Here is a 17,008-nt window from a genome sequence, read left to right as displayed (position 1 = left end):
TAATCTCCGCCCTGCGGAAATCCCTCCCTTGCTGATTCCTATTCTTTTCCAAGATAATACAATTTGAACTCGGACGGGGTCATGCCGGTATATTTCTTGAACACCTCGCTGAAATAGCGCCTGTGCTCATACCCGAGATCCTGGGCGATCTCCTGAACCTGCCGGCCGCTGATCAGCATTGCCTTGGCCTTCTCCATCTTCTCATGCATCACATACTGCTGAAACGAAATTCCCTGCACCTTCTTGAACAGATTGGAGAAATACCCCTGGCTAAGGTTAATCTGCTTCGCCATCTGGTCCAGCGACAGCCCCGTGTCCAGATGACTATGGATATATTCGACGGCCTGACGGATAATCCGCGTGGACTCAAGAGAACGGGCTTGCTCCACCAGCGCACAGGCCTCCCGGCAGAGCCAGGACAGCAGGTCCCGTATATCTTGAAGGGAAGGATGCACCTGGTTCTTCATGGCAGCGATTCTGAGTTCCAGCGGCTCCACCTGCTCATAAGGGAACTGCTCCAGCAGGACCCGGCAGATCCTGGAGCTCAGCTCATAGCCGACACTTTCAACATAACGCGGCTCAGGCAAAAGCCCGCTGTCCAGCAGCTCCGCGAACAGCTGGTCCAGCACCTGCAGGCTTTTGGCGGAATTGCCGGAACGCAGGGCGAACAGCAGCTCCTGCTCGGCGGCGGCGGAAAAGCTGTGGAGCGAGAGAGGTTTATTCTCGATATTGCTGTAATGATATACCCCGTTGCCCCCGGTATAGAAATGATACCCCAGCGCGCTAAGCGCCTGCCTGTACGCCGTGCCCAGCCCCTGAATCTCCGCCGTGCCCAGTCCCACGCCAATAGAAATGGTATGACGCGAGAAGCGGCTTACATTCGTGCAGCAGGCCTCCGTAATCAGCGCGGCGGTCTCCGGGTCCGAGCCGTTCATGATGCAGACGTACCGGTCTGTCGCCTCCCGGATAATAACGCCGCGGGTCAGGGCGGAAATCGTCTCTTCGAGAATATTGTGCAGGCTGAACCTTAGCAGCTCGACCTCCTGCACAGGCTGGCCGCCCAGCTTCTCCGCAAAATGATCGATCTCGGCGACAAACACGAAGAAATCATGCTGGTCCAGCGGGATATCAAGATAGGCCCAGCGGGAACGGGCATCCGCTTCTGTCGTCTGATGGTGCAGCAGGAAGGTGAGATATTCCTGGCGGAGGATAGGCAGACTTTCTCTGATTTTGGCCTCCATTACAGCAAGTCTGGCGGTCTCCTGACGCTCCTCCCGGCACAGCTCCCTGGCCTTCAGCACTGCATTCACAATCTCCTCCAGGGAAAAGGGCTTTTTCACGAAGTCAAGCGCCCCCAGCCGGATGGCTTCCTGGGCATAAGAGAACTCCGAGTAGGCGCTGAGGATAATAATCTTACAGTCCGGCAGCACCTCCAGAATCGCCCGGGTCATCTGCAGGCCGTCCATTCTTGGCATCCGGATATCCGTCAGCACAATGTCCGGCCGGGTCTCGCGGATGATCTGCAGTCCCGCTTCGCCGTTAAGCGCCGTACCTGTGACCTCAATACCGTGCTCCTGCCACGGCGGCTTGCGCGAGACCATCTCCACCACACTTTTAATATCGTCGATTACACATAATTTGAACCTTTCCGACTCCAGCTTCCGGTCCATCCTTCATCTCTCCTCCCTAGGCGGAATCCACAGATCCGTCCGTGATCCCTTACATGGTTCGCCGCCAACGTCCATACGGGCTTCGGCCCCGTAATACAAGGCCAGCCGGTGCCTGATGTTGAACAGGGCATAACCTTTTCTGGACTGCGGAGCCCTGACCATCCCCTGCTTGACCTGTGCAGCATCAAGTCCCCGTCCATTGTCGGTAATGCAAATATGCAGCAACCCCTGCTCCCGGCTGACCGTGATGTCTATCCTGCCTCCTATAGTCCGGTCGCTGAATCCATGCTGGATGCTGTTCTCCACCACCGGCTGCAGGATAATCTTCGGCAGCAGACAGGTAAGCAGGTCCTCATCCTCTACCGTCACCGTGTATTCAAACAGTCCTTCATAGCATTTCTGCTGAATGGCGAAATACTGCCGCATGTGGGACAGCTCATCCGCAAGGGTAATCAGATCCTTGCCGCCGCTGAGCCCGATCTGGAACATCTGCGACAAAGACATAATCATCTCGTTCACATCGTCATTCTCGCCCATGACCGATTTGCAATAGATAGTGTTCAACGTATTGTACAGAAAGTGCGGCTCCATCTGCGCCGTAAGGGCACGGATCTCTGCATGCCGCTTGCCCTCCTCCTTGGTCTTCACATCCGCGATCAGCGTCTTAATCTCCGACATCATCCGGTTGAACTGAAAGCCGACCTGGGCAACCTCGTCCTCATAACGGCTCTCGTACACTACACTGAGCTGATTCTCTTCGACTTTGCGCATCAACCTCCGCAGCTTGAACAGTGGCTTCAGCAGCACAGATGTTAGCTGATTGGAAATCAGCCAGGTCGCCAGCAAAAAGACAACGATGACATAGAGGGTAATGCGCTGCACCCGCTGCAGCTTGCCCAGCAGTTGTTCCCGCGACTGCATACCGGAGATGATCCAGTCGGGTGATACCGCTGAGCTTGCATAATTCACTAGATACTCCTTGCCGCCATAGCTGTAGTTGCGATTCTGCGGATTGGCCCCTTTTCCGGCTTCTGCAAGCACCGGCTTCCAGGGGAACCTGCCCCGGAACGGCCAGCGGGACTCCACTACCGCCTCTCCTTCCCCGTTCACCAGGTAATAATTCCATCCTGCTTGTTCCCCCCCTTTATTCAGCAGCTCATCTATCCGGCTTTCCCTGATATTGACCACAATAAATACATTGCTGATCGGCGTGTAAGGGTATTCATAAATTCCCCGGACTACGAAGGAGACCACCCGCTGGCTGCCTGTGAACAACCGGTCATAATGTCCTTTGGCCCAATAGCCGCCCGGCTGCTCCTTACTCAGATCATATAATTCCGAGCCGTAGAACGAGTTGTCCTGCGCCCGGATCTGCGTTGTGGGATAGAAATCGCCAATCGGGGTAACGATCAGCACATTCTCAATAATCGGCTGATTGAACATTGCCTGCGAGAGGACATACTGCAGATCGGACAGATGTACATAATAATTCGACACATCATGGCTGAACACATCGAGCATCATCTTGCGGTACGCATCGCTCAGCATCAGGGACTGCACGGACAGCGCCACATCATTCAGGCGGGAATCCAGCAGCTGGGCAGTTTTGCTTACGGTCTCCCGGCTGCCGGCGTAAGCATTATCCTCGATCTCCTGCGCGGCAATCCAATACGAGAAGCTGCCCATTGCAGTGATGGACAGCGTGATCAGCACGATGAACGAGAACAGAATCCTCTGTTTGATGGATATCCGGTAATACCTGCCGGCGATCTGCCGCCGGATCTTTTGGCCATAGGCTGTGAATGTATTCATAATTCCCCCTTCTTGAGCATGTATCTCCCTACGATTGTCAGTTCTTGTCACTTGTACCATACGACTGCTCCGGCCCGGCGTCAAGACAGGACATGATTATTCAGCGGATTCCGTCCCTTATTATCAATAGGCAGGGGGCCCTCCGCATAACATGGTGCGAATTCACTAATCATGGCTCAGGTTGACGGGAAGCTGCGCGATTGAGTCATTATTCTTGTGACGGTCAGTCCATTCCGTTTGATGCCTTTCTGCGGAAAATGTTGAACGATCCAACAGTAGCAGAGCTCACTGATTTTGTTGCCTCATACGTAAAAATAATACAATTAGCCAATCTCCCGATGCAGTTGGCGCTTGGCGTCGCCGCGGTAGAACTTCGATTCGCAGCCCAGTTGTTCGAGCAGACCCTTGTAAAAGTGCCGCGGCGTAAGCTTGGAGTCCGACAGGTACAGCACCTTGTATGTCGCCGGGTTGAGAACCTCGGTAAACCTGCGAATCGTTGTCGTCTTGCCGGTTCCGCAGTCGCCGGTGACGACGGCAAACCACTGCCGCTGGGCGGCGTACGAGAGGCGGCCGAGCGTCTCCTCGAGGATGACCGTATTCTTTCTAATCCGGCTGACAAGGTCATTCGCCCAAAGAAAGATCCCTTTCACGGCAGCTCTTACACCGCAGATGAAGTCAATCAGCTGCTTGGGAATGTAAAAGGAACAAAAATTGAACTTGCCATTATTTTAGGTGCCTTTTATGGCCTTAGACGAAGTGAAGTCATTGGATTGAAATGGTCGGCGATTGATCTGATCAATAAAACCACAATGAATGAGGTCATCAAAATATAAAAAAGTTCATCAGAGAAGATCTCTAATGAACTAACATTGATTAATGTGGTACCGGTGAGAGGACTCGAACCTCCACGGGTCTCCCCAAACGATTTTGAGTCGCATAAGCTATTCGGAAGATAGCAGAAGTTAAGTCAAAGAAGAGGAATTTAAAACCCGCGAAAAGCCTTGTAAAATCTAGGTTTTTGGCGGTTATTTCGTTCAAATCCAAGCGCCGCAAGGGTTCCCGGCAATGCCGTAAAATGCGGCCGATTGGACGTTTGAGAGAACTCGGAGAGAACAACGACCAAACCAGCCCACTCCCTGCCATTGACAAATTAACGAAGCGACAGCTTCGGGGAGGGTTAACATGAGACACGCAACGTTGGTTACCGTCGCTAATCAAAAAGGCGGCACCGGCAAAACGACCACCGCCTAAAATTTGGCTTACGCCTTATCCAACCTTATGTTTCACCCCACTCCTGACCAATACCTTCATCCCTAAGGGAACATTGACCTCGTCCCGAGCAATATTGAATTGTCGATTGCCGAAATGAACTTGCGCGATGAGATGGGCGGCGAAAAAACGTTGGCCGCGCTGCTGAAGCCGATGAAAAAGCAGTTTGACAATCCATTCACCAGCTCCTATAATTTAATAGTAATATTTACGATTAAGCAACTTATCCTGCGTGAAGGAGTGAATTAGATGACAACCTTACAAGATCCTCGTATTCCCGTCACTGTCTTGACCGGGTTTCTCGGCGCCGGAAAAACGACCCTGTTGAATCATGTGTTAACCGCAGAACACGGCCAGAAAATCGCGGTCATCGTCAACGAATTCGGAGAAGTCGGCATCGACAACCAACTGGTCGTTGGCGCAGACGAAGAAATATTTGAAATGAACAACGGCTGCATATGCTGCACGGTCCGGGGCGATCTTATTCGCATTCTCGCCGATTTGAAAAATGCGAAGCTCGGAAAGGGTGGGCGCCGCCAAGCCGATTTTGATCGCGTCCTGATCGAAACCACCGGTTTGGCCGATCCCGCCCCGGTGGCGCAAACCTTTTTCGTCGACGACGAAGTAGCCGATTTTTACAAGTTGGACGCGGTCGTTACGGTGGTGGACGCCAAGCATGCCGGACAACATCTGGATGAGGGCCATGAAGCGCAGGAACAAGTCGCGTTTGCCGATGTGCTGCTGCTCAACAAAACGGACCTCGTTTCCGAAAAAGAGCTTGAGCAATTGGAAGGGCGCTTGCACGCGATGAACCAGGCGGCCAAAATCTACCGGACGCAGCAATCGCAAATTGAAATCGATCGTATCCTAGGCATAGGCGCTTTCGATTTGGAGAAGAAACTGGAGGTTGAACCCGGATTTCTGGAAGAAGATCACCACGATCACGATGACGAGGTTTTCTCCGTGTTTTTCCGCGAGTCCCGCCCGCTCGATTTGAAAAAGGTGGAACGCTTCATCAGCGAATGGCTGATCGAACATGGCGTGGACACATTCCGCTATAAAGGGGTCCTCAATATCAAAGGCAGCAAAAAAAGAGTGGTCTTCCAAGGCATTCACATGCTGTTCGGCGCATATCCGGACCGGGACTGGAAATCGGATGAGGTGCCGACCAGCGAATTTGTTGTGATCGGCCGAAATTTGGACGAGGAATGGTTCCGCAAGCAGTTTGCCGCCTGCGTAGCCGACTAAAACGGATTAGTGTAAAAAAGAAGCGAACACGCTAACGTGCCGCTTCTTTTTGTTTTCCGATTAGCTTATGCAGACCTGACGGCTTCCTCCAATTTCCTAAGCAGAACCTGCTTTGAAAAATGCTCCCCGATAAAAACGGCCACGTCTTGAACTTGACCTTGCGGCCGGATCGAAATCAGTTCCAATTGCCTGTAGGCAAATTGAAACATCACCCGTTCCCCCGTTTCCTTGGACGTAAAAATGCCTTTTGCCCGGTAAACCCCATCGGGCAGTTCCTTCATCACCCGCTCCAACTGGCCGCCATCGATCGGTTCCGGAAAATAGTGTGAACACACCATAACATGGTCGTAGGAATGATGGTGTCCGGAATGGCCATGGCTGTGTTCATGCTCGTGTTCATGTTTATGGTCGTGCTCATGTTCATGCCTATGGTCGTCGGGATTGCCATCGCCGGACCGCTCCTCCCGTACTGCAAGCAAGCGATCTATCGCGCCATCTTCGGCTTTCTCCGCAAGCATCCGCAACCAAACGGCCTCGTCCATGTCGCAATAAGCTGCCGGTACGATCGGAGCGAATGGGTTCAACTCGGTCATGATCTTCCGAATTTCCTCCAATTCTTCTGGACCTACCAGGTCACTTTTGTTCAGGACAAGCATCGACGCGCACCGGATTTGATCCGTCATCAACCGGTAGGTTTTGCCCTTACCTCCGCGGGAGCGATGCAGAACATGCGCCGCATCGACGACGGTAATCATCGCCCGGATCTCGATAGGGGTAAGCATAGCTGCTTCCGTGATCGCGTCCAAGATTTCAATCGGGTTAGCAACCCCCGTTGCTTCAATGAGAATCAGATCGGGGGACTCTTCATCGATCAACCACTTGGTTTCCATAGCCAAATCGCCGCGAATCGTGCAGCAGATGCAGCCACTGAGCATTTCGCTCATCGGTACAGCACCATCCACCAGTTGGCCGTCCAAATTGACATCGCCCACTTCATTCATGATTACGGCAGGCTTGATCCCCTTCTTTAAACAGTCATCCAGCATTCGGATCAGAAAGGTCGTTTTCCCGCTTCCCAGGAACCCCGACAATATCAGAATCGGAACGATTTTCATCTTGTATACTCCTCCTTTCACCGCGAATCACGGTTACGGAATGCTTTTCTTGACCTGCTGCAGAAAGTCCGGTAGCCTCAAAACGTTGCTCAAACCTATAGACGATTCGTTCCTCCAAACGACTTCCGGCGGCATGTCGACGTACCAATTCCCTGCCCAACCCAGGGGTGATATCCTTGTACCAAATTCCTTCCGGATAAGCGATCACGACGCAAGCGTCGGCGCATCGTCCATTGCAGCGCGTGCGGGTCGTGTGCATTTGCCGATCCGCTCCGAGCAAAGCGATTTCGTCCCGGATCGCTTGTGTTACCTCCTCAGCCTGCCGCTGCATGCAGCTGCCGCCGTTGCAAATAAGAAAATGGCAGAACGTCTCCTGCAAATTCCAAGTTGCCATAAACACCCTCCCTGTCGATTTGTTGTTCATGGCTCCCGATGCCCCAGCAGAATCATTCGCGGAGAATGCCGCTTATCGTAGGCTTCTCCGTCGTAACTTCCACGCATCGCTTCCAACTGGAGGCCCGCGCCATCCAACATGCTTTTCATCGCCTCCGGCGAATAAAGCTTAACGCGTTCCGTATAGCTGCGGGATCGGCTCCCTGGTTCTTCGATCACGATTTCCTTGGTCACGAAGCCGTTTTGAATCGATCGGCTCTCTAAAATGGCTACACCGTTCTCTTTCCGCCTGGAAAAAGGAACGAGATGATCTTGGATATACAAAGCATTCCGTGAACGTGCTGTCTTCCGGCAAAGCGCGCATGTCGGCTTCAACCCACCTAACGCATCCGCCGGAATCGGCTTCCTTTGCCTTTCGCAGCAGCACGGGGGAAAGATCTGCGCCTGTGACGCGATAGCCGGCATCAGCCAGTGCCAGAGCGTGCCTGCCCGCTCCGCAGCAAAGGTCGAGGATCCGGCTTCCCGGGGGCAGCTTTAACCAGTCCATAACCTTTTGAACAAAGCGATCGGCTTCCTGTTGATTGCGATGCTTATAGACAAGCAAATAGTCTTCGCCAAAGCTTTTTTCATACCATTTTATCGTTTCGCCTATGCTCATCGATTCCTCCGCCCGCCATTTTAATAGTAAAAATTACGATTTATAAATAACCTGATATTCCCGTCTATTTTCTCCATCTCCTCCTTAGGAATAAGTGCTACTCTACTATATTATTCGTAATTTTTACGATTATCAATAGGTTTTATCTATCCCGAAGAGATTGCATGCTTACTGATCAATGGATACAGGCACCTTGTTATCTACCCTATGGTTATTCATTCTGCTGTGCCTGGCAGGACTCGCAAATCCCGTAAACCTCAAAACGATGCCGCAGCACTTTGTAATTCCCCGGCAACTGAAGGCCAGGGTCCATCGGACAATAATCAAAAGGAAGCGTTTTTTCGCAATTGACGCAAATCAAATGATGATGATGGTGCGCCGTACAGTTCTCCTTGAATTTCAAGCCGCCATCCATAAAGTAGAAATGCTCCAATACTCCCATCTCGCTTAACATCCGGAGATTGCGGTAAACCGTGTCCAGACTCATGCTCGGATAACGGACGGACATTTGATCGTAGACATCTCTGGGCGACAGGTAACCTTCATGATCGGCAAAAATTTGCGCCAACGTTCTTCGTTGCTCGGTCACCCTCCATCCGTTCCGCGCCATTGTATCCAGCATCTCTCTTACTTTGGATTGGCTTTCTTTCATTACATCACACGTTCCCTTCTTCTATATACGAAGCATCACGCTTGCGCACGGACGTTTCGTCGGAAAGAATCCTGTCTTTTTATTTTAGCAAAGAAAGGGGGGAATTGTCATATGAAGTCTGAGCTGTAATCTGTTTTCACCAAGCGATATGTTTACCCGATCCGAATTTTATAGTAAACTTTATTAGTAATAATTACGAATAAACACATGTGCACGATCGGTTCTCGGGCAAATCGTTAATTACGGCAAAAAAAATCAACGATCCGCTTGAACCGCACCGCACGATCATGAGGTGTATACAATGCAACCCATCAAAAACCAAAAGATTCTCCCCGCCAAACCGGAGCGGCATCGACGTTTCGGTTCCACTGCCCCCATTTCCGGAAATAAACCGACAGCCAAAGAACAAATGGCAGATTTACAAAATCGTCGGGAAGACTACCTGTTTCCCATCGGCCGTGTCGGTATTTGCAGGGTTCAACACCCGATACTGGTTTGTTCCGAAATGGAGCCGGGCACCCAAACCAGTGTTGCGACGATCACGCTGACTACGAGCTTGCCTCGGGAGTCCAAAGGCATTAACATGAGCAGGTTGACGGAACAATTGGAACGATATCGTCAAAAAGGCTGGACAAGCGAGCTTCCGGATCTGTGCGATTTTGTCCGTGAGCTTGCGGAGCGGATGGGACAGGACAAGGCCGAAATAACGATGACTTTTCCTTGGTTTTACGAACGAACGGCCCCGGTTACGGAGAAAGCGGGGCTGAATCATGCGGAAGCCTCGATCAAAACCGCGTATGAGAAGGGGAAGCCCTTTACTGCTGAAGTAAGTCTGCGAGCAGCCGTAACCACGTTATGCCCATGCTCCAAGGAAATTAGCGAATACAGTGCTCATAATCAGCGCGGGATGGTGACGATGACCGTCGAGATCGATCCGGTTTCGCCCCCGGTGCATGATTGGAAAGCGATGTTGCTGGAAGCAGCGGAATCCAATGCCAGCAGTGCGCTTCACCCGGTTCTGAAACGTCCGGACGAGAAGAGGGTCACGGAACAGGCTTATGAAAACCCTCGTTTCGTGGAAGATATGGTCAGGCTTGTCGCTGCGGATTTGTATGAAATGGAGGCGGTGCAAGCTTTCACGGTGGAATGTCGAAATGAGGAATCGATTCATATGCATGATGCTTATGCGGTGATTACGTACGATAAAAGAAAGGAAGAGGTTACGCATTAACAGAGCGTTTTTTTCCTGCTCTCCTCAATTTGAAATAAAAAGGGGTGTTCCCAGGAACGCCCCCGATACTATTATCGACAGTCCGTTGTCCGATCTTGTTCAAGCCGGGCAAACGTCTCGGCGCAGCGCTGCAAGAGCAAACAAAAGGAACGATTATGTCCGATAAAAAAAGAAGAAAAGTCGTACCGGTTCCGCGACGGTTCGAACGTTACAAGCAGACGATGCCTCATCCGCTCTATGGCAAATTGCACGAACCTATCGGTTTTCTCGGATGAGAGCATGGTTATATAAGCATAAAGCGAATGATCTTCCGGTTCATCCAGCGGGCTGACGCCCGCACAGGAAAATTCGGTTTGGATCTGTATTCGCTTGAGACAAACAAGCGCCGGGAACATCTCCGCATCAACCTCTATATTGCCAAGCCATACCGTTTGTTTGGCTCGCTTTCTTCGTTTGACGCTTCGCAACCAGTTTGTAAGCTCCAGGTCCCTCCGCTGCCACCTTTCTTCGGAATGAACACTGACCACCTTTTCTTCCTCATTCTTACTGCTAATGTATGCCAACAGGCTCCCTCCGATTTCGCAAATACAAATGCCGTGGATTCAGCCATATCCTATAAAGCCTAAAAATATCCAAAGAGCACGGAAAATTACCAGCTCGCCTTTTTCACACCGGGAATTTGCCCTTGGTGAGCCAGCTCGCGAAATACGATCCGGGATACCTTAAATTTGCTAATATATCCCCTTGGCCGTCCTGTTACTGAACAACGGTTATGCAGACGAGTAGGCGATGAATCGCGGGGCAGCTTTTGCAAAGCCGCAAAATCCCCTTTTTCTTTCAACTCTCTGCGCTTTTCGGCATACTTTTGCACCAGCGCTTGTCTTTTCTGTTCTTTAATAACCTTTGATTTCTTAGCCATGCTTGATTTCTCCTTTAACTTGCGGCACATACGCCGCATATACCGTAAACTTCGAATTTGTGCGATATGATCTGAAACGCTTCCGGCATGTCGATGTCGTTGTCCAACGGGCAATAATCGATTGGAAAGGTTTGCTGATAAGCATGCATATGACGCGGCAAAACGAATCCGGTAGAGACGGAGAACAGCTCCGCGATCCATCTGCGCTGCGAGGTAATACGCAAACCTTTGGACTCCATGGCTTGAATCAGAAGATTTGGCTTGTTCTCCATCTTTTCATCACCCCGAGTTCTCATATGCCTTCAATTCTATGGTAGGGCGCTATTCGTATAACGGGACCAGTTCGGTCATTCGATCGCCCCATGTATCATCCCAGCGTTCCAGAACTTCGGGTTCGCTGTCCAACACTTCGGGCCAGTTGCTAAAAAATAGCTGAAGCGATGCCCACGATTCAATCAGGATATAATCAAAGCGTCCCTCACCGATCTCCTATCATCCATTAACGCGTTTCGCGGTGCAGCGTGTATTTTTTGAGCCGAGGGCAGTATTTGCGCAATTCCATGCGTTCGGGATGCGTCTTCTTATTTTTGGTGGTCGTGTAATTGCGATCTCCCGTCTCGGTGCATGCCAAGGTAATCACAACTCTCATTTTTAAACACCTCCTCTTTATTCGTAATCATTACGATTTAATCATTTTACTCTCCCTTCCCCTTCCTGTCAATCACTCCGATGGTGTCCGTCATTTCATATGTCTGCAAGCCAAATAAATAAAGAAGGGGCTGGCCTAAAGGTCAAGAACGCGCTCTCTTTGACTCGGATGCGTTATGAGCATAGAGTCGAGCAATTTCAACGCAGCGGGATGCGAGAGGTTCTTGACGAAGTCGATGGAAGACTCGTCCACAATCCGGCCTTCCTCCATAACCACCAGCCGGTCGGCAAAGGTACAAGCCGCCTTCATATCATGAGTAATAAACAAGTAGGACATATTCAAATTCCGCTGCAGCTCTTTCAGCAATGCGAGGATTTCGAACTGTGTGATAGCATCTAAACTGCTTGTCGCTTCGTCCAAAACAATCAGCTTTGGCCGCACAGCGATTGCCCTTGCGATCGCCAGCCGCTGCTGCTCTCCGCCGCTGAACTGATGCGGGTAAAGGTCCGCGGACGACGGATCCAGCCCTACCCTCGCCAGCAGCTCACCTGCACACTCCTTATACGCCTGTTTCCCCATTTTCTCGTAGTTATACAGCGGTTCGAGCACGATGTCTCCCGCCTTCATCCTAGGATTTAGCGCGGCGGAACTGTTCTGAAAAACCGCGTTCATATACTTTCGAAACGGTTGGCGCTCGCGGGACGTCATGCGATGCCAATCTTGTCCCATGAACCGCACCGCGCCCGAGTCAGGCCGCTCCAGTCCCAGAATAAGATGGCCCAGGGTGCTTTTCCCCGACCCTGATTCCCCCACCAAAGCAACGCATTCCCGCTCTCCAATCCCCAGCGAAACGCGATCGAGCGCGAGGTAGAGGTCTTTCCTCCCTCGCCAGCCCCCGATCTTCGCGGGAAATGTTTTGGTAACCTCATCTAGTTCCAGCAGGAACATGAGCAACATCTCCTAAAGCCGGATATAACGTGTCCGAATCCAACGGAAAGCTTATGCGGGCACTTAACAGACGGCGGGTATAAGGATGCTCGGGCGCATCAAACAATCGGGCGCAGGGCGCGGTTTCCACCACTCTACCGCTTCGCATCACCACGACCGTGTCCGCCATTTCGGCGATCACGTCCAGGTCGTGGGTGACGAGCAAAACCGCGGCTCCGGTCTCCCGCTGCGCCTGTTTCAGCTCCTGCAAAATGGATTTCCGGTTGCAGGCGTCCAGCGCGGTGGTCGGTTCATCCGCAACGATCAGATCCGGATTCAAGGCCAGAGCCATGCCGATCATCACCCGCTGCAGCATGCCTCCGCTTAACTGAAACGGATATTGCTTGATCAAGTCCATCGGACGCGGCAGCCGGACTCTGCTCAGAGACTCTACCGCCAAATCGGTCGCCTCCTTCTTGCTGACGCCAAGATGAAGGCAAAACGTTTCCGTCAAATGAGCTCCAATCGTGCGCAGAGGATTAAACGACGCCATCGGATTCTGCATAATCATCGCCATTTTATTCCCTCGAAGCAAACGGAATTGTCCCGGGGATAACCCTCCAAGAGGATTTCCTCTGAACCGGATTTCGCCTTCCGCTATCCGGAACCCCGAAGGAAGCAAGCCCATCACGACCCGGCATAACATCGTTTTGCCGCAGCCGCTCTCGCCTACGACGCCCAGAACCCCATGCGGAGGAAGCGACAGGCAGATATTTTCCAATACGCGATGTTGACTCCGCTGATGGCTAACCGTGACATGATCCAAGTCCAACAAGGCAGCATTGCTTGCAAATTCCGTTCGCATCCTCACCGCTCCCTGGGGTCAAATCGGGCTCGGAGCCCATCCCCGATCAAATTAAAGGCAATGACCGTAAGCAAAATGGCTATTCCGGGATACACCATAAGCCAAGGGTACTGCCAAATATAAGACTTGCTTTCATTTAACATCATCCCCCACTCCGCTTCCGGCGCCTGCACCCCCAGCCCGAGGAACGTAAGACCTGTCATATCCAGCACGACGCCTCCCGTTTCCAGGAACTGGAGCACGGCCACGGGAATGGCCACCTGCGGTATCAGGTGCCTCCGCACCAATTTCCAGCCTGTGGTCCCCGATACGATCGCCGCCCGCACATAATCGCTGGTTTTCAAAGACAGAACCAGACTGCGGACAAATCGGGCATAGGCAATCCATTGCGAAAAGATCAAAGCCAGCAATAAATTGACAAATCCGGGGCCCAGGACTCCGACAAGCGCAAAAGCCAAGACAAGGGTCGGAAACGCCAGCAGCAGATCGCAGCAGCGCATAAACAACCGATCAAGAAGGCCGCCTTTCCAGGCAAAGAAAGCCCCCGCAACCGTACCTGTGACAACGCTGCACACCATAACGACAACAGCTCCCCCCAGGGAATAACGAATGCCCATCAAAAGCCTAGACAGGATGCACCTGCCCAGATGGTCCGTTCCAAAGGGATATTCCCAGGAAGGCGGGCTGAATTTGATGGCCAGATCGACCAAGTCCGGATCGTTTGGCACGATCCAGGGAGCCAGCGCCCCGGATGCGCCAAGCAGCAGCAAGAAGACCAGCGCAGCTCCCGCAAGGCGCATATCCCCTCCTTGGATCAGACGAGCCCCGGAGGACGAAACGTTCATCTTCGACGGATTCAGCCTCATGTCTTCCCCTCTCCATACTCCGCTCTGGGATCGAGAAGCCGCTGTATCCCGTCCGCAACCAGATTCACCGTTACATACACAACTGCCATCAGCCATACATAGCATTGGATCACCGGATAGTCACGATTCAGGATCGATTCCATCAAATATCGGCCCATGCCGGGCCAACCAAACACCTGCTCGACGATCACCGTTCCGCCAAGCATATTCCCGATGCCGAGTCCCAGAACGGTAACAATCGGCGCCAGAGCGTTCCGCAGCACATGACGGACCAAAATGAAGCCATCGCCCAGCCCCCTGAATCGACCATACAACACAAAGGTTTCCCGCATCTGTTCCAGCATTTGGCTGCTGAGCAGCCGGGCCACCACCGCTATCTGGGGCAGTGCCAGCGTGAGCGACGGCAGAATGAGATGCGCTAAGCCCTCCTTGCCCTGAGACGGAAGCCAATCGAGCCTGAGCGAAAAGACATAAAGAAGCAAAAAACCGAGCCAAAAGCGCGGCGTTGCCGCTCCTATGTACATGAAAACCGCGGTGACCCGATCCATCCAGCGGGTATGAAATCGCGAAGATAGAATGCCCAGCGGCACGCCGATCAAGACGGTTAACAGTAAGGCCGACAGGGCCAACTGGAGGGTGGCCGGAAATTTGGCGGCGATCTCGTCCGCAATCGGCAATTTGCTCACATAGGAAGACCCGAAATCAAACGTGATCGTCCGGGAAAGCCATAGCCCATATTGGACGTAGAGCGGCTTATCCATCCCCAATCCGGCTCGAACCTCCGCCACCGCCTCATCGGTCGCGGGCAAATTCGACAGCCGCAGAATCACTTCCGCAGGCTCCACGGGCACCAGCCGGACCAGCAGAAAAGTCAGGAGGGACACGCCCAGCAGCACAAACGGCAATTCGGCCAAACGTCTGAAAATAAACCGTGTCATCCGCCCACCCGCTTAAGGAGCAACGTCAATCGTTTCCAACGGGAAGCGGTATTTGGACGCCGTCGGCGCGACACCGGTCAACCGCGGTTGATAGACCGCCGCGTTGGCTTCGTACGAAATCGGATAAATGACCGCCTGCTCATGAATGCGGGACAGCAGCTCGGCATAGAGACGGCTGCGTTCTTCATCGTTTTTGCTGATCAGCGCCTTTTGAACGATGCCGTCCATTTCAGCTTTTTCCGGCAGGCCGGAAAAAGCCTCGTACAATCCGTCCATCGTCGGCGTCGCGATGACCGTCGCAAAGTTGTGCGGATCGTTGGGCGTTCCGTAACTGGACCAAAAGTTCATATTCGCTTCGCCGTTTCGCAGCATTTGCAGCCCCAGCATTACTTCGGCTCCTTGGATTTCGAGCTTGATGCCGATTTTGCCAAGATCGCCTTGGATCACTTCCGCCATCTGCTTCTGCACAGCTTCCGTCTCAATGTAAACAAACTTCAGCTTGAGCGGGCGGCCTTGCTTCATCCGTATGCCGGAACCGGGTTCAAGCTTCCACCCCGCCTCATCCAGCAGTTGCCGGGCCTTGTCGGGATCGTAATCGATCGGCTTTAGATCGAGATCCGCGTAAGGAACATTGCGCCCGAGCGCCGTATCCGCCTTGAGCTCCGTTCCTTTTGTAATGTTTTGCAGCAGCGCGTCTTTGTCGATGCCGTACTGGATCGCCCGCCGCACCGCCAGCTCGGAGGTGCCGTCCATCTGCGTATTCATAATGATGCCGCGGGTGCTGAGTCCCTCCGAAAGCGCGACGCCGTATTTCCCCGAGTCCTTCAAATATTGAAAGCTATCGCGACTGATCACGCCCTGGCCATAAATCAGGTCGATGTCGCCCTTCTCGAACGCCAAGACGATCGATTCAGGATCGGGAATGATCTTCACCGTAATTTGCTCCAGGCGGGGCTTCTCTCCCCAATAATGCTCATTCCGCTCGAATATCGCGTATTCGTCTTTTTTATACTCTTTCAGCTTCCATGGACCGGTACCGATCGCCCCCGCAATCGTTTCGGACGTTTTGCCGTCCTCCGGAAACCCCGCGTCACCCAGAAAGCGGAACGGACGCACAAAGGACAAATCCTGCAGCACCGGATAATAGTAATCGGTCAAGCGGAGGCGGATCGTGTACTCATCCACTTTTTTCACCTCGCCGATATGGCGAACGATTCCCATCCAGCTGTGCCGGTTTCGATTGGCCATGATCGCCTCGAAATTTCTCACGGCATTATCGGCATTAAAAGCGGAGCCATCGGAATATTGAACCCCCCGCCGCAGATGAAACGTATAGGTCAAGCCGTCATCGGATATCTCCCAGCTTTCGGCAAGGGAGGGTTCGATTTCCCCGTTTGCGCCGTAAGAAACAAGCGAGTCGTACACCATAGACTGGGCGAACATCTCGCTGGGCGTGTACAGATGCGGATTAAGCGGACCAACGTCCCGCGGCCACGTCATTGAGATCGCCTTAACCGGCGGGGATTGGCTCTGTCCCGCGTTGGAGCAGGCCCCTAGCATCGCCGCCAACAGAAGCGCCAACGCCGTTCGCACCAATATGCCGGTTTTTATTTTAATGTTCATCATAAATAAATCTCCTCTATCTATAAGTGCGAGTTCAAAAAGTCGGGTTTCCAGGACCGAGAAGGTTGGATGAAGCTAGGGACTGAGTAGCGGAGCGTAGGCAAACCTACGTGAGCAACGGAAGGCCCGGCTGAATTCAAGATTCGACGTCGATTCCGCTCCTTGAACCTACT

Annotated in this window: 19 protein-coding genes and 1 pseudogene; 4 read left to right on the top strand and 16 right to left on the bottom strand. The window is 52.5% G+C overall.

Going from position 1 to position 17,008, the window contains the following annotated elements:
• Positions 1-38: 38 nt before the first annotated feature.
• The gene (locus ACLD72_RS00490; RefSeq protein ID WP_410995188.1) at positions 39-1,670 is read right to left on the bottom strand and encodes a response regulator; all 1,632 of its coding nucleotides are present in this window, start codon (positions 1,668-1,670) and stop codon (positions 39-41) included.
• A 3-nt stretch (positions 1,671-1,673) separates the two neighbouring features.
• Positions 1,674-3,482 (bottom strand): sensor histidine kinase, encoded by a 1,809-nt coding sequence (locus ACLD72_RS00485; protein WP_410995189.1) that lies wholly within the window; start codon positions 3,480-3,482, stop codon positions 1,674-1,676.
• A gap of 200 nt (positions 3,483-3,682) precedes the next feature.
• Between ACLD72_RS00485 and ACLD72_RS00480 the strand changes: the two genes are divergently transcribed.
• From ACLD72_RS00480 to ACLD72_RS00470, 3 genes are all read left to right on the top strand, one after another.
• Positions 3,683-4,315 (top strand): hypothetical protein, encoded by a 633-nt coding sequence (locus ACLD72_RS00480; RefSeq protein ID WP_458475448.1) that lies wholly within the window; start codon positions 3,683-3,685, stop codon positions 4,313-4,315.
• A gap of 532 nt (positions 4,316-4,847) precedes the next feature.
• Complete coding sequence (locus tag ACLD72_RS00475) at positions 4,848-5,000, top strand: hypothetical protein (protein WP_458475447.1); 153 nt, start codon at positions 4,848-4,850, stop codon at positions 4,998-5,000.
• Positions 5,001-5,999 (top strand): CobW family GTP-binding protein, encoded by a 999-nt coding sequence (locus tag ACLD72_RS00470; RefSeq protein WP_410995193.1) that lies wholly within the window; start codon positions 5,001-5,003, stop codon positions 5,997-5,999.
• Positions 6,000-6,064: 65 nt separating this feature from the next.
• On the opposite strand, the gene ACLD72_RS00465 is transcribed toward ACLD72_RS00470, so the two are convergent.
• The 5 genes and pseudogenes from ACLD72_RS00465 to ACLD72_RS00445 form a co-directional block, all read right to left on the bottom strand.
• Positions 6,065-7,114: a CobW family GTP-binding protein gene (locus tag ACLD72_RS00465; protein WP_458475445.1), complete on the bottom strand. Its 1,050-nt coding sequence runs from the start codon at positions 7,112-7,114 to the stop codon at positions 6,065-6,067.
• A gap of 43 nt (positions 7,115-7,157) precedes the next feature.
• Positions 7,158-7,508: pseudogene (locus tag ACLD72_RS00460) on the bottom strand ((2Fe-2S) ferredoxin domain-containing protein); the annotation flags it as partial.
• A 26-nt stretch (positions 7,509-7,534) separates the two neighbouring features.
• The gene (locus ACLD72_RS00455) at positions 7,535-7,657 is read right to left on the bottom strand and encodes a hypothetical protein (protein WP_410995196.1); all 123 of its coding nucleotides are present in this window, start codon (positions 7,655-7,657) and stop codon (positions 7,535-7,537) included.
• A 19-nt stretch (positions 7,658-7,676) separates the two neighbouring features.
• A complete protein-coding gene (locus ACLD72_RS00450; RefSeq protein ID WP_410995197.1) occupies positions 7,677-8,165 on the bottom strand; it encodes a class I SAM-dependent methyltransferase in 489 nt (162 codons plus the stop codon).
• Positions 8,166-8,376: 211 nt separating this feature from the next.
• Positions 8,377-8,817, bottom strand: coding sequence for a Fur family transcriptional regulator (locus tag ACLD72_RS00445; protein ID WP_410995198.1), 441 nt, complete (start codon positions 8,815-8,817; stop codon positions 8,377-8,379).
• A 301-nt stretch (positions 8,818-9,118) separates the two neighbouring features.
• Here ACLD72_RS00445 and folE2 point away from each other — a divergent pair, with 301 nt between their 5' ends.
• Positions 9,119-10,048 (top strand): GTP cyclohydrolase FolE2, encoded by a 930-nt coding sequence (gene folE2 / locus ACLD72_RS00440; RefSeq protein WP_410995199.1) that lies wholly within the window; start codon positions 9,119-9,121, stop codon positions 10,046-10,048.
• A 71-nt stretch (positions 10,049-10,119) separates the two neighbouring features.
• On the opposite strand, the gene ACLD72_RS00435 is transcribed toward folE2, so the two are convergent.
• The 9 genes from ACLD72_RS00435 to nikA form a co-directional block, all read right to left on the bottom strand.
• On the bottom strand, positions 10,120-10,611 hold the full coding sequence (locus tag ACLD72_RS00435; RefSeq protein ID WP_410995201.1) for a hypothetical protein: 492 nt from the start codon (positions 10,609-10,611) through the stop codon (positions 10,120-10,122).
• A gap of 86 nt (positions 10,612-10,697) precedes the next feature.
• Positions 10,698-10,967, bottom strand: coding sequence for a 30S ribosomal protein S14 (gene rpsN / locus ACLD72_RS00430; protein WP_410995203.1), 270 nt, complete (start codon positions 10,965-10,967; stop codon positions 10,698-10,700).
• Between the two features lie 14 nt (positions 10,968-10,981).
• Positions 10,982-11,239, bottom strand: a complete 258-nt coding sequence (locus ACLD72_RS00425; protein WP_458475444.1) for a hypothetical protein — start codon at positions 11,237-11,239, stop codon at positions 10,982-10,984.
• A gap of 227 nt (positions 11,240-11,466) precedes the next feature.
• The gene (gene rpmG, locus ACLD72_RS00420; RefSeq protein WP_036624149.1) at positions 11,467-11,616 is read right to left on the bottom strand and encodes a 50S ribosomal protein L33; all 150 of its coding nucleotides are present in this window, start codon (positions 11,614-11,616) and stop codon (positions 11,467-11,469) included.
• Between the two features lie 135 nt (positions 11,617-11,751).
• Positions 11,752-12,573 carry an ABC transporter ATP-binding protein gene (locus ACLD72_RS00415; RefSeq protein WP_410995207.1) on the bottom strand — a complete coding sequence of 274 codons (822 nt, stop codon included), beginning with the start codon at positions 12,571-12,573 and terminating at the stop codon, positions 11,752-11,754.
• Complete coding sequence (locus ACLD72_RS00410; protein ID WP_410995209.1) at positions 12,542-13,408, bottom strand: ABC transporter ATP-binding protein; 867 nt, start codon at positions 13,406-13,408, stop codon at positions 12,542-12,544. Before ACLD72_RS00410 ends, ACLD72_RS00415 begins: the two co-directional genes overlap by 32 nt.
• A gap of 2 nt (positions 13,409-13,410) precedes the next feature.
• Positions 13,411-14,274 carry an ABC transporter permease subunit gene (locus ACLD72_RS00405; RefSeq protein ID WP_410995211.1) on the bottom strand — a complete coding sequence of 288 codons (864 nt, stop codon included), beginning with the start codon at positions 14,272-14,274 and terminating at the stop codon, positions 13,411-13,413.
• Positions 14,271-15,212: a nickel ABC transporter permease gene (gene nikB, locus ACLD72_RS00400; protein WP_410995212.1), complete on the bottom strand. Its 942-nt coding sequence runs from the start codon at positions 15,210-15,212 to the stop codon at positions 14,271-14,273. The genes ACLD72_RS00405 and nikB overlap by 4 nt, the downstream gene beginning before the upstream one ends.
• Positions 15,213-15,224: 12 nt before the next feature.
• The gene (gene nikA, locus ACLD72_RS00395; RefSeq protein WP_458475443.1) at positions 15,225-16,835 is read right to left on the bottom strand and encodes a nickel ABC transporter substrate-binding protein; all 1,611 of its coding nucleotides are present in this window, start codon (positions 16,833-16,835) and stop codon (positions 15,225-15,227) included.
• Positions 16,836-17,008: the final 173 nt, after the last annotated feature.

Source organism: Paenibacillus lacisediminis, from assembly GCF_046567315.2.
This window is presented reverse-complemented; position numbering and strand designations above follow the sequence as displayed.

Bases quoted from the DNA above. Each gene is read 5' to 3' on its own strand.
- ACLD72_RS00490 (WP_410995188.1), bottom strand. From the start codon at position 1,670: ATGGACCGGAAGCTGGAGTCGGAAAGGTTCAAATTATGTGTAATCGAC.
- nikA (WP_458475443.1), bottom strand. From the start codon at position 16,835: ATGAACATTAAAATAAAAACCGGCATATTGGTGCGAACGGCGTTGGCG.
- rpsN (WP_410995203.1), bottom strand. From the start codon at position 10,967: ATGGCTAAGAAATCAAAGGTTATTAAAGAACAGAAAAGACAAGCGCTG.
- ACLD72_RS00475 (WP_458475447.1), top strand. From the start codon at position 4,848: ATGAACTTGCGCGATGAGATGGGCGGCGAAAAAACGTTGGCCGCGCTG.
- ACLD72_RS00410 (WP_410995209.1), bottom strand. From the start codon at position 13,408: ATGCGAACGGAATTTGCAAGCAATGCTGCCTTGTTGGACTTGGATCAT.
- ACLD72_RS00485 (WP_410995189.1), bottom strand. From the start codon at position 3,482: ATGAATACATTCACAGCCTATGGCCAAAAGATCCGGCGGCAGATCGCC.
- ACLD72_RS00450 (WP_410995197.1), bottom strand. From the start codon at position 8,165: ATGAGCATAGGCGAAACGATAAAATGGTATGAAAAAAGCTTTGGCGAA.
- folE2 (WP_410995199.1), top strand. From the start codon at position 9,119: ATGCAACCCATCAAAAACCAAAAGATTCTCCCCGCCAAACCGGAGCGG.
- ACLD72_RS00455 (WP_410995196.1), bottom strand. From the start codon at position 7,657: ATGAAAAGCATGTTGGATGGCGCGGGCCTCCAGTTGGAAGCGATGCGT.
- rpmG (WP_036624149.1), bottom strand. From the start codon at position 11,616: ATGAGAGTTGTGATTACCTTGGCATGCACCGAGACGGGAGATCGCAAT.
- ACLD72_RS00465 (WP_458475445.1), bottom strand. From the start codon at position 7,114: ATGAAAATCGTTCCGATTCTGATATTGTCGGGGTTCCTGGGAAGCGGG.
- ACLD72_RS00405 (WP_410995211.1), bottom strand. From the start codon at position 14,274: ATGAGGCTGAATCCGTCGAAGATGAACGTTTCGTCCTCCGGGGCTCGT.
- ACLD72_RS00415 (WP_410995207.1), bottom strand. From the start codon at position 12,573: ATGTTGCTCATGTTCCTGCTGGAACTAGATGAGGTTACCAAAACATTT.
- ACLD72_RS00470 (WP_410995193.1), top strand. From the start codon at position 5,001: ATGACAACCTTACAAGATCCTCGTATTCCCGTCACTGTCTTGACCGGG.
- ACLD72_RS00425 (WP_458475444.1), bottom strand. From the start codon at position 11,239: ATGGAGAACAAGCCAAATCTTCTGATTCAAGCCATGGAGTCCAAAGGT.
- ACLD72_RS00445 (WP_410995198.1), bottom strand. From the start codon at position 8,817: ATGAAAGAAAGCCAATCCAAAGTAAGAGAGATGCTGGATACAATGGCG.
- nikB (WP_410995212.1), bottom strand. From the start codon at position 15,212: ATGACACGGTTTATTTTCAGACGTTTGGCCGAATTGCCGTTTGTGCTG.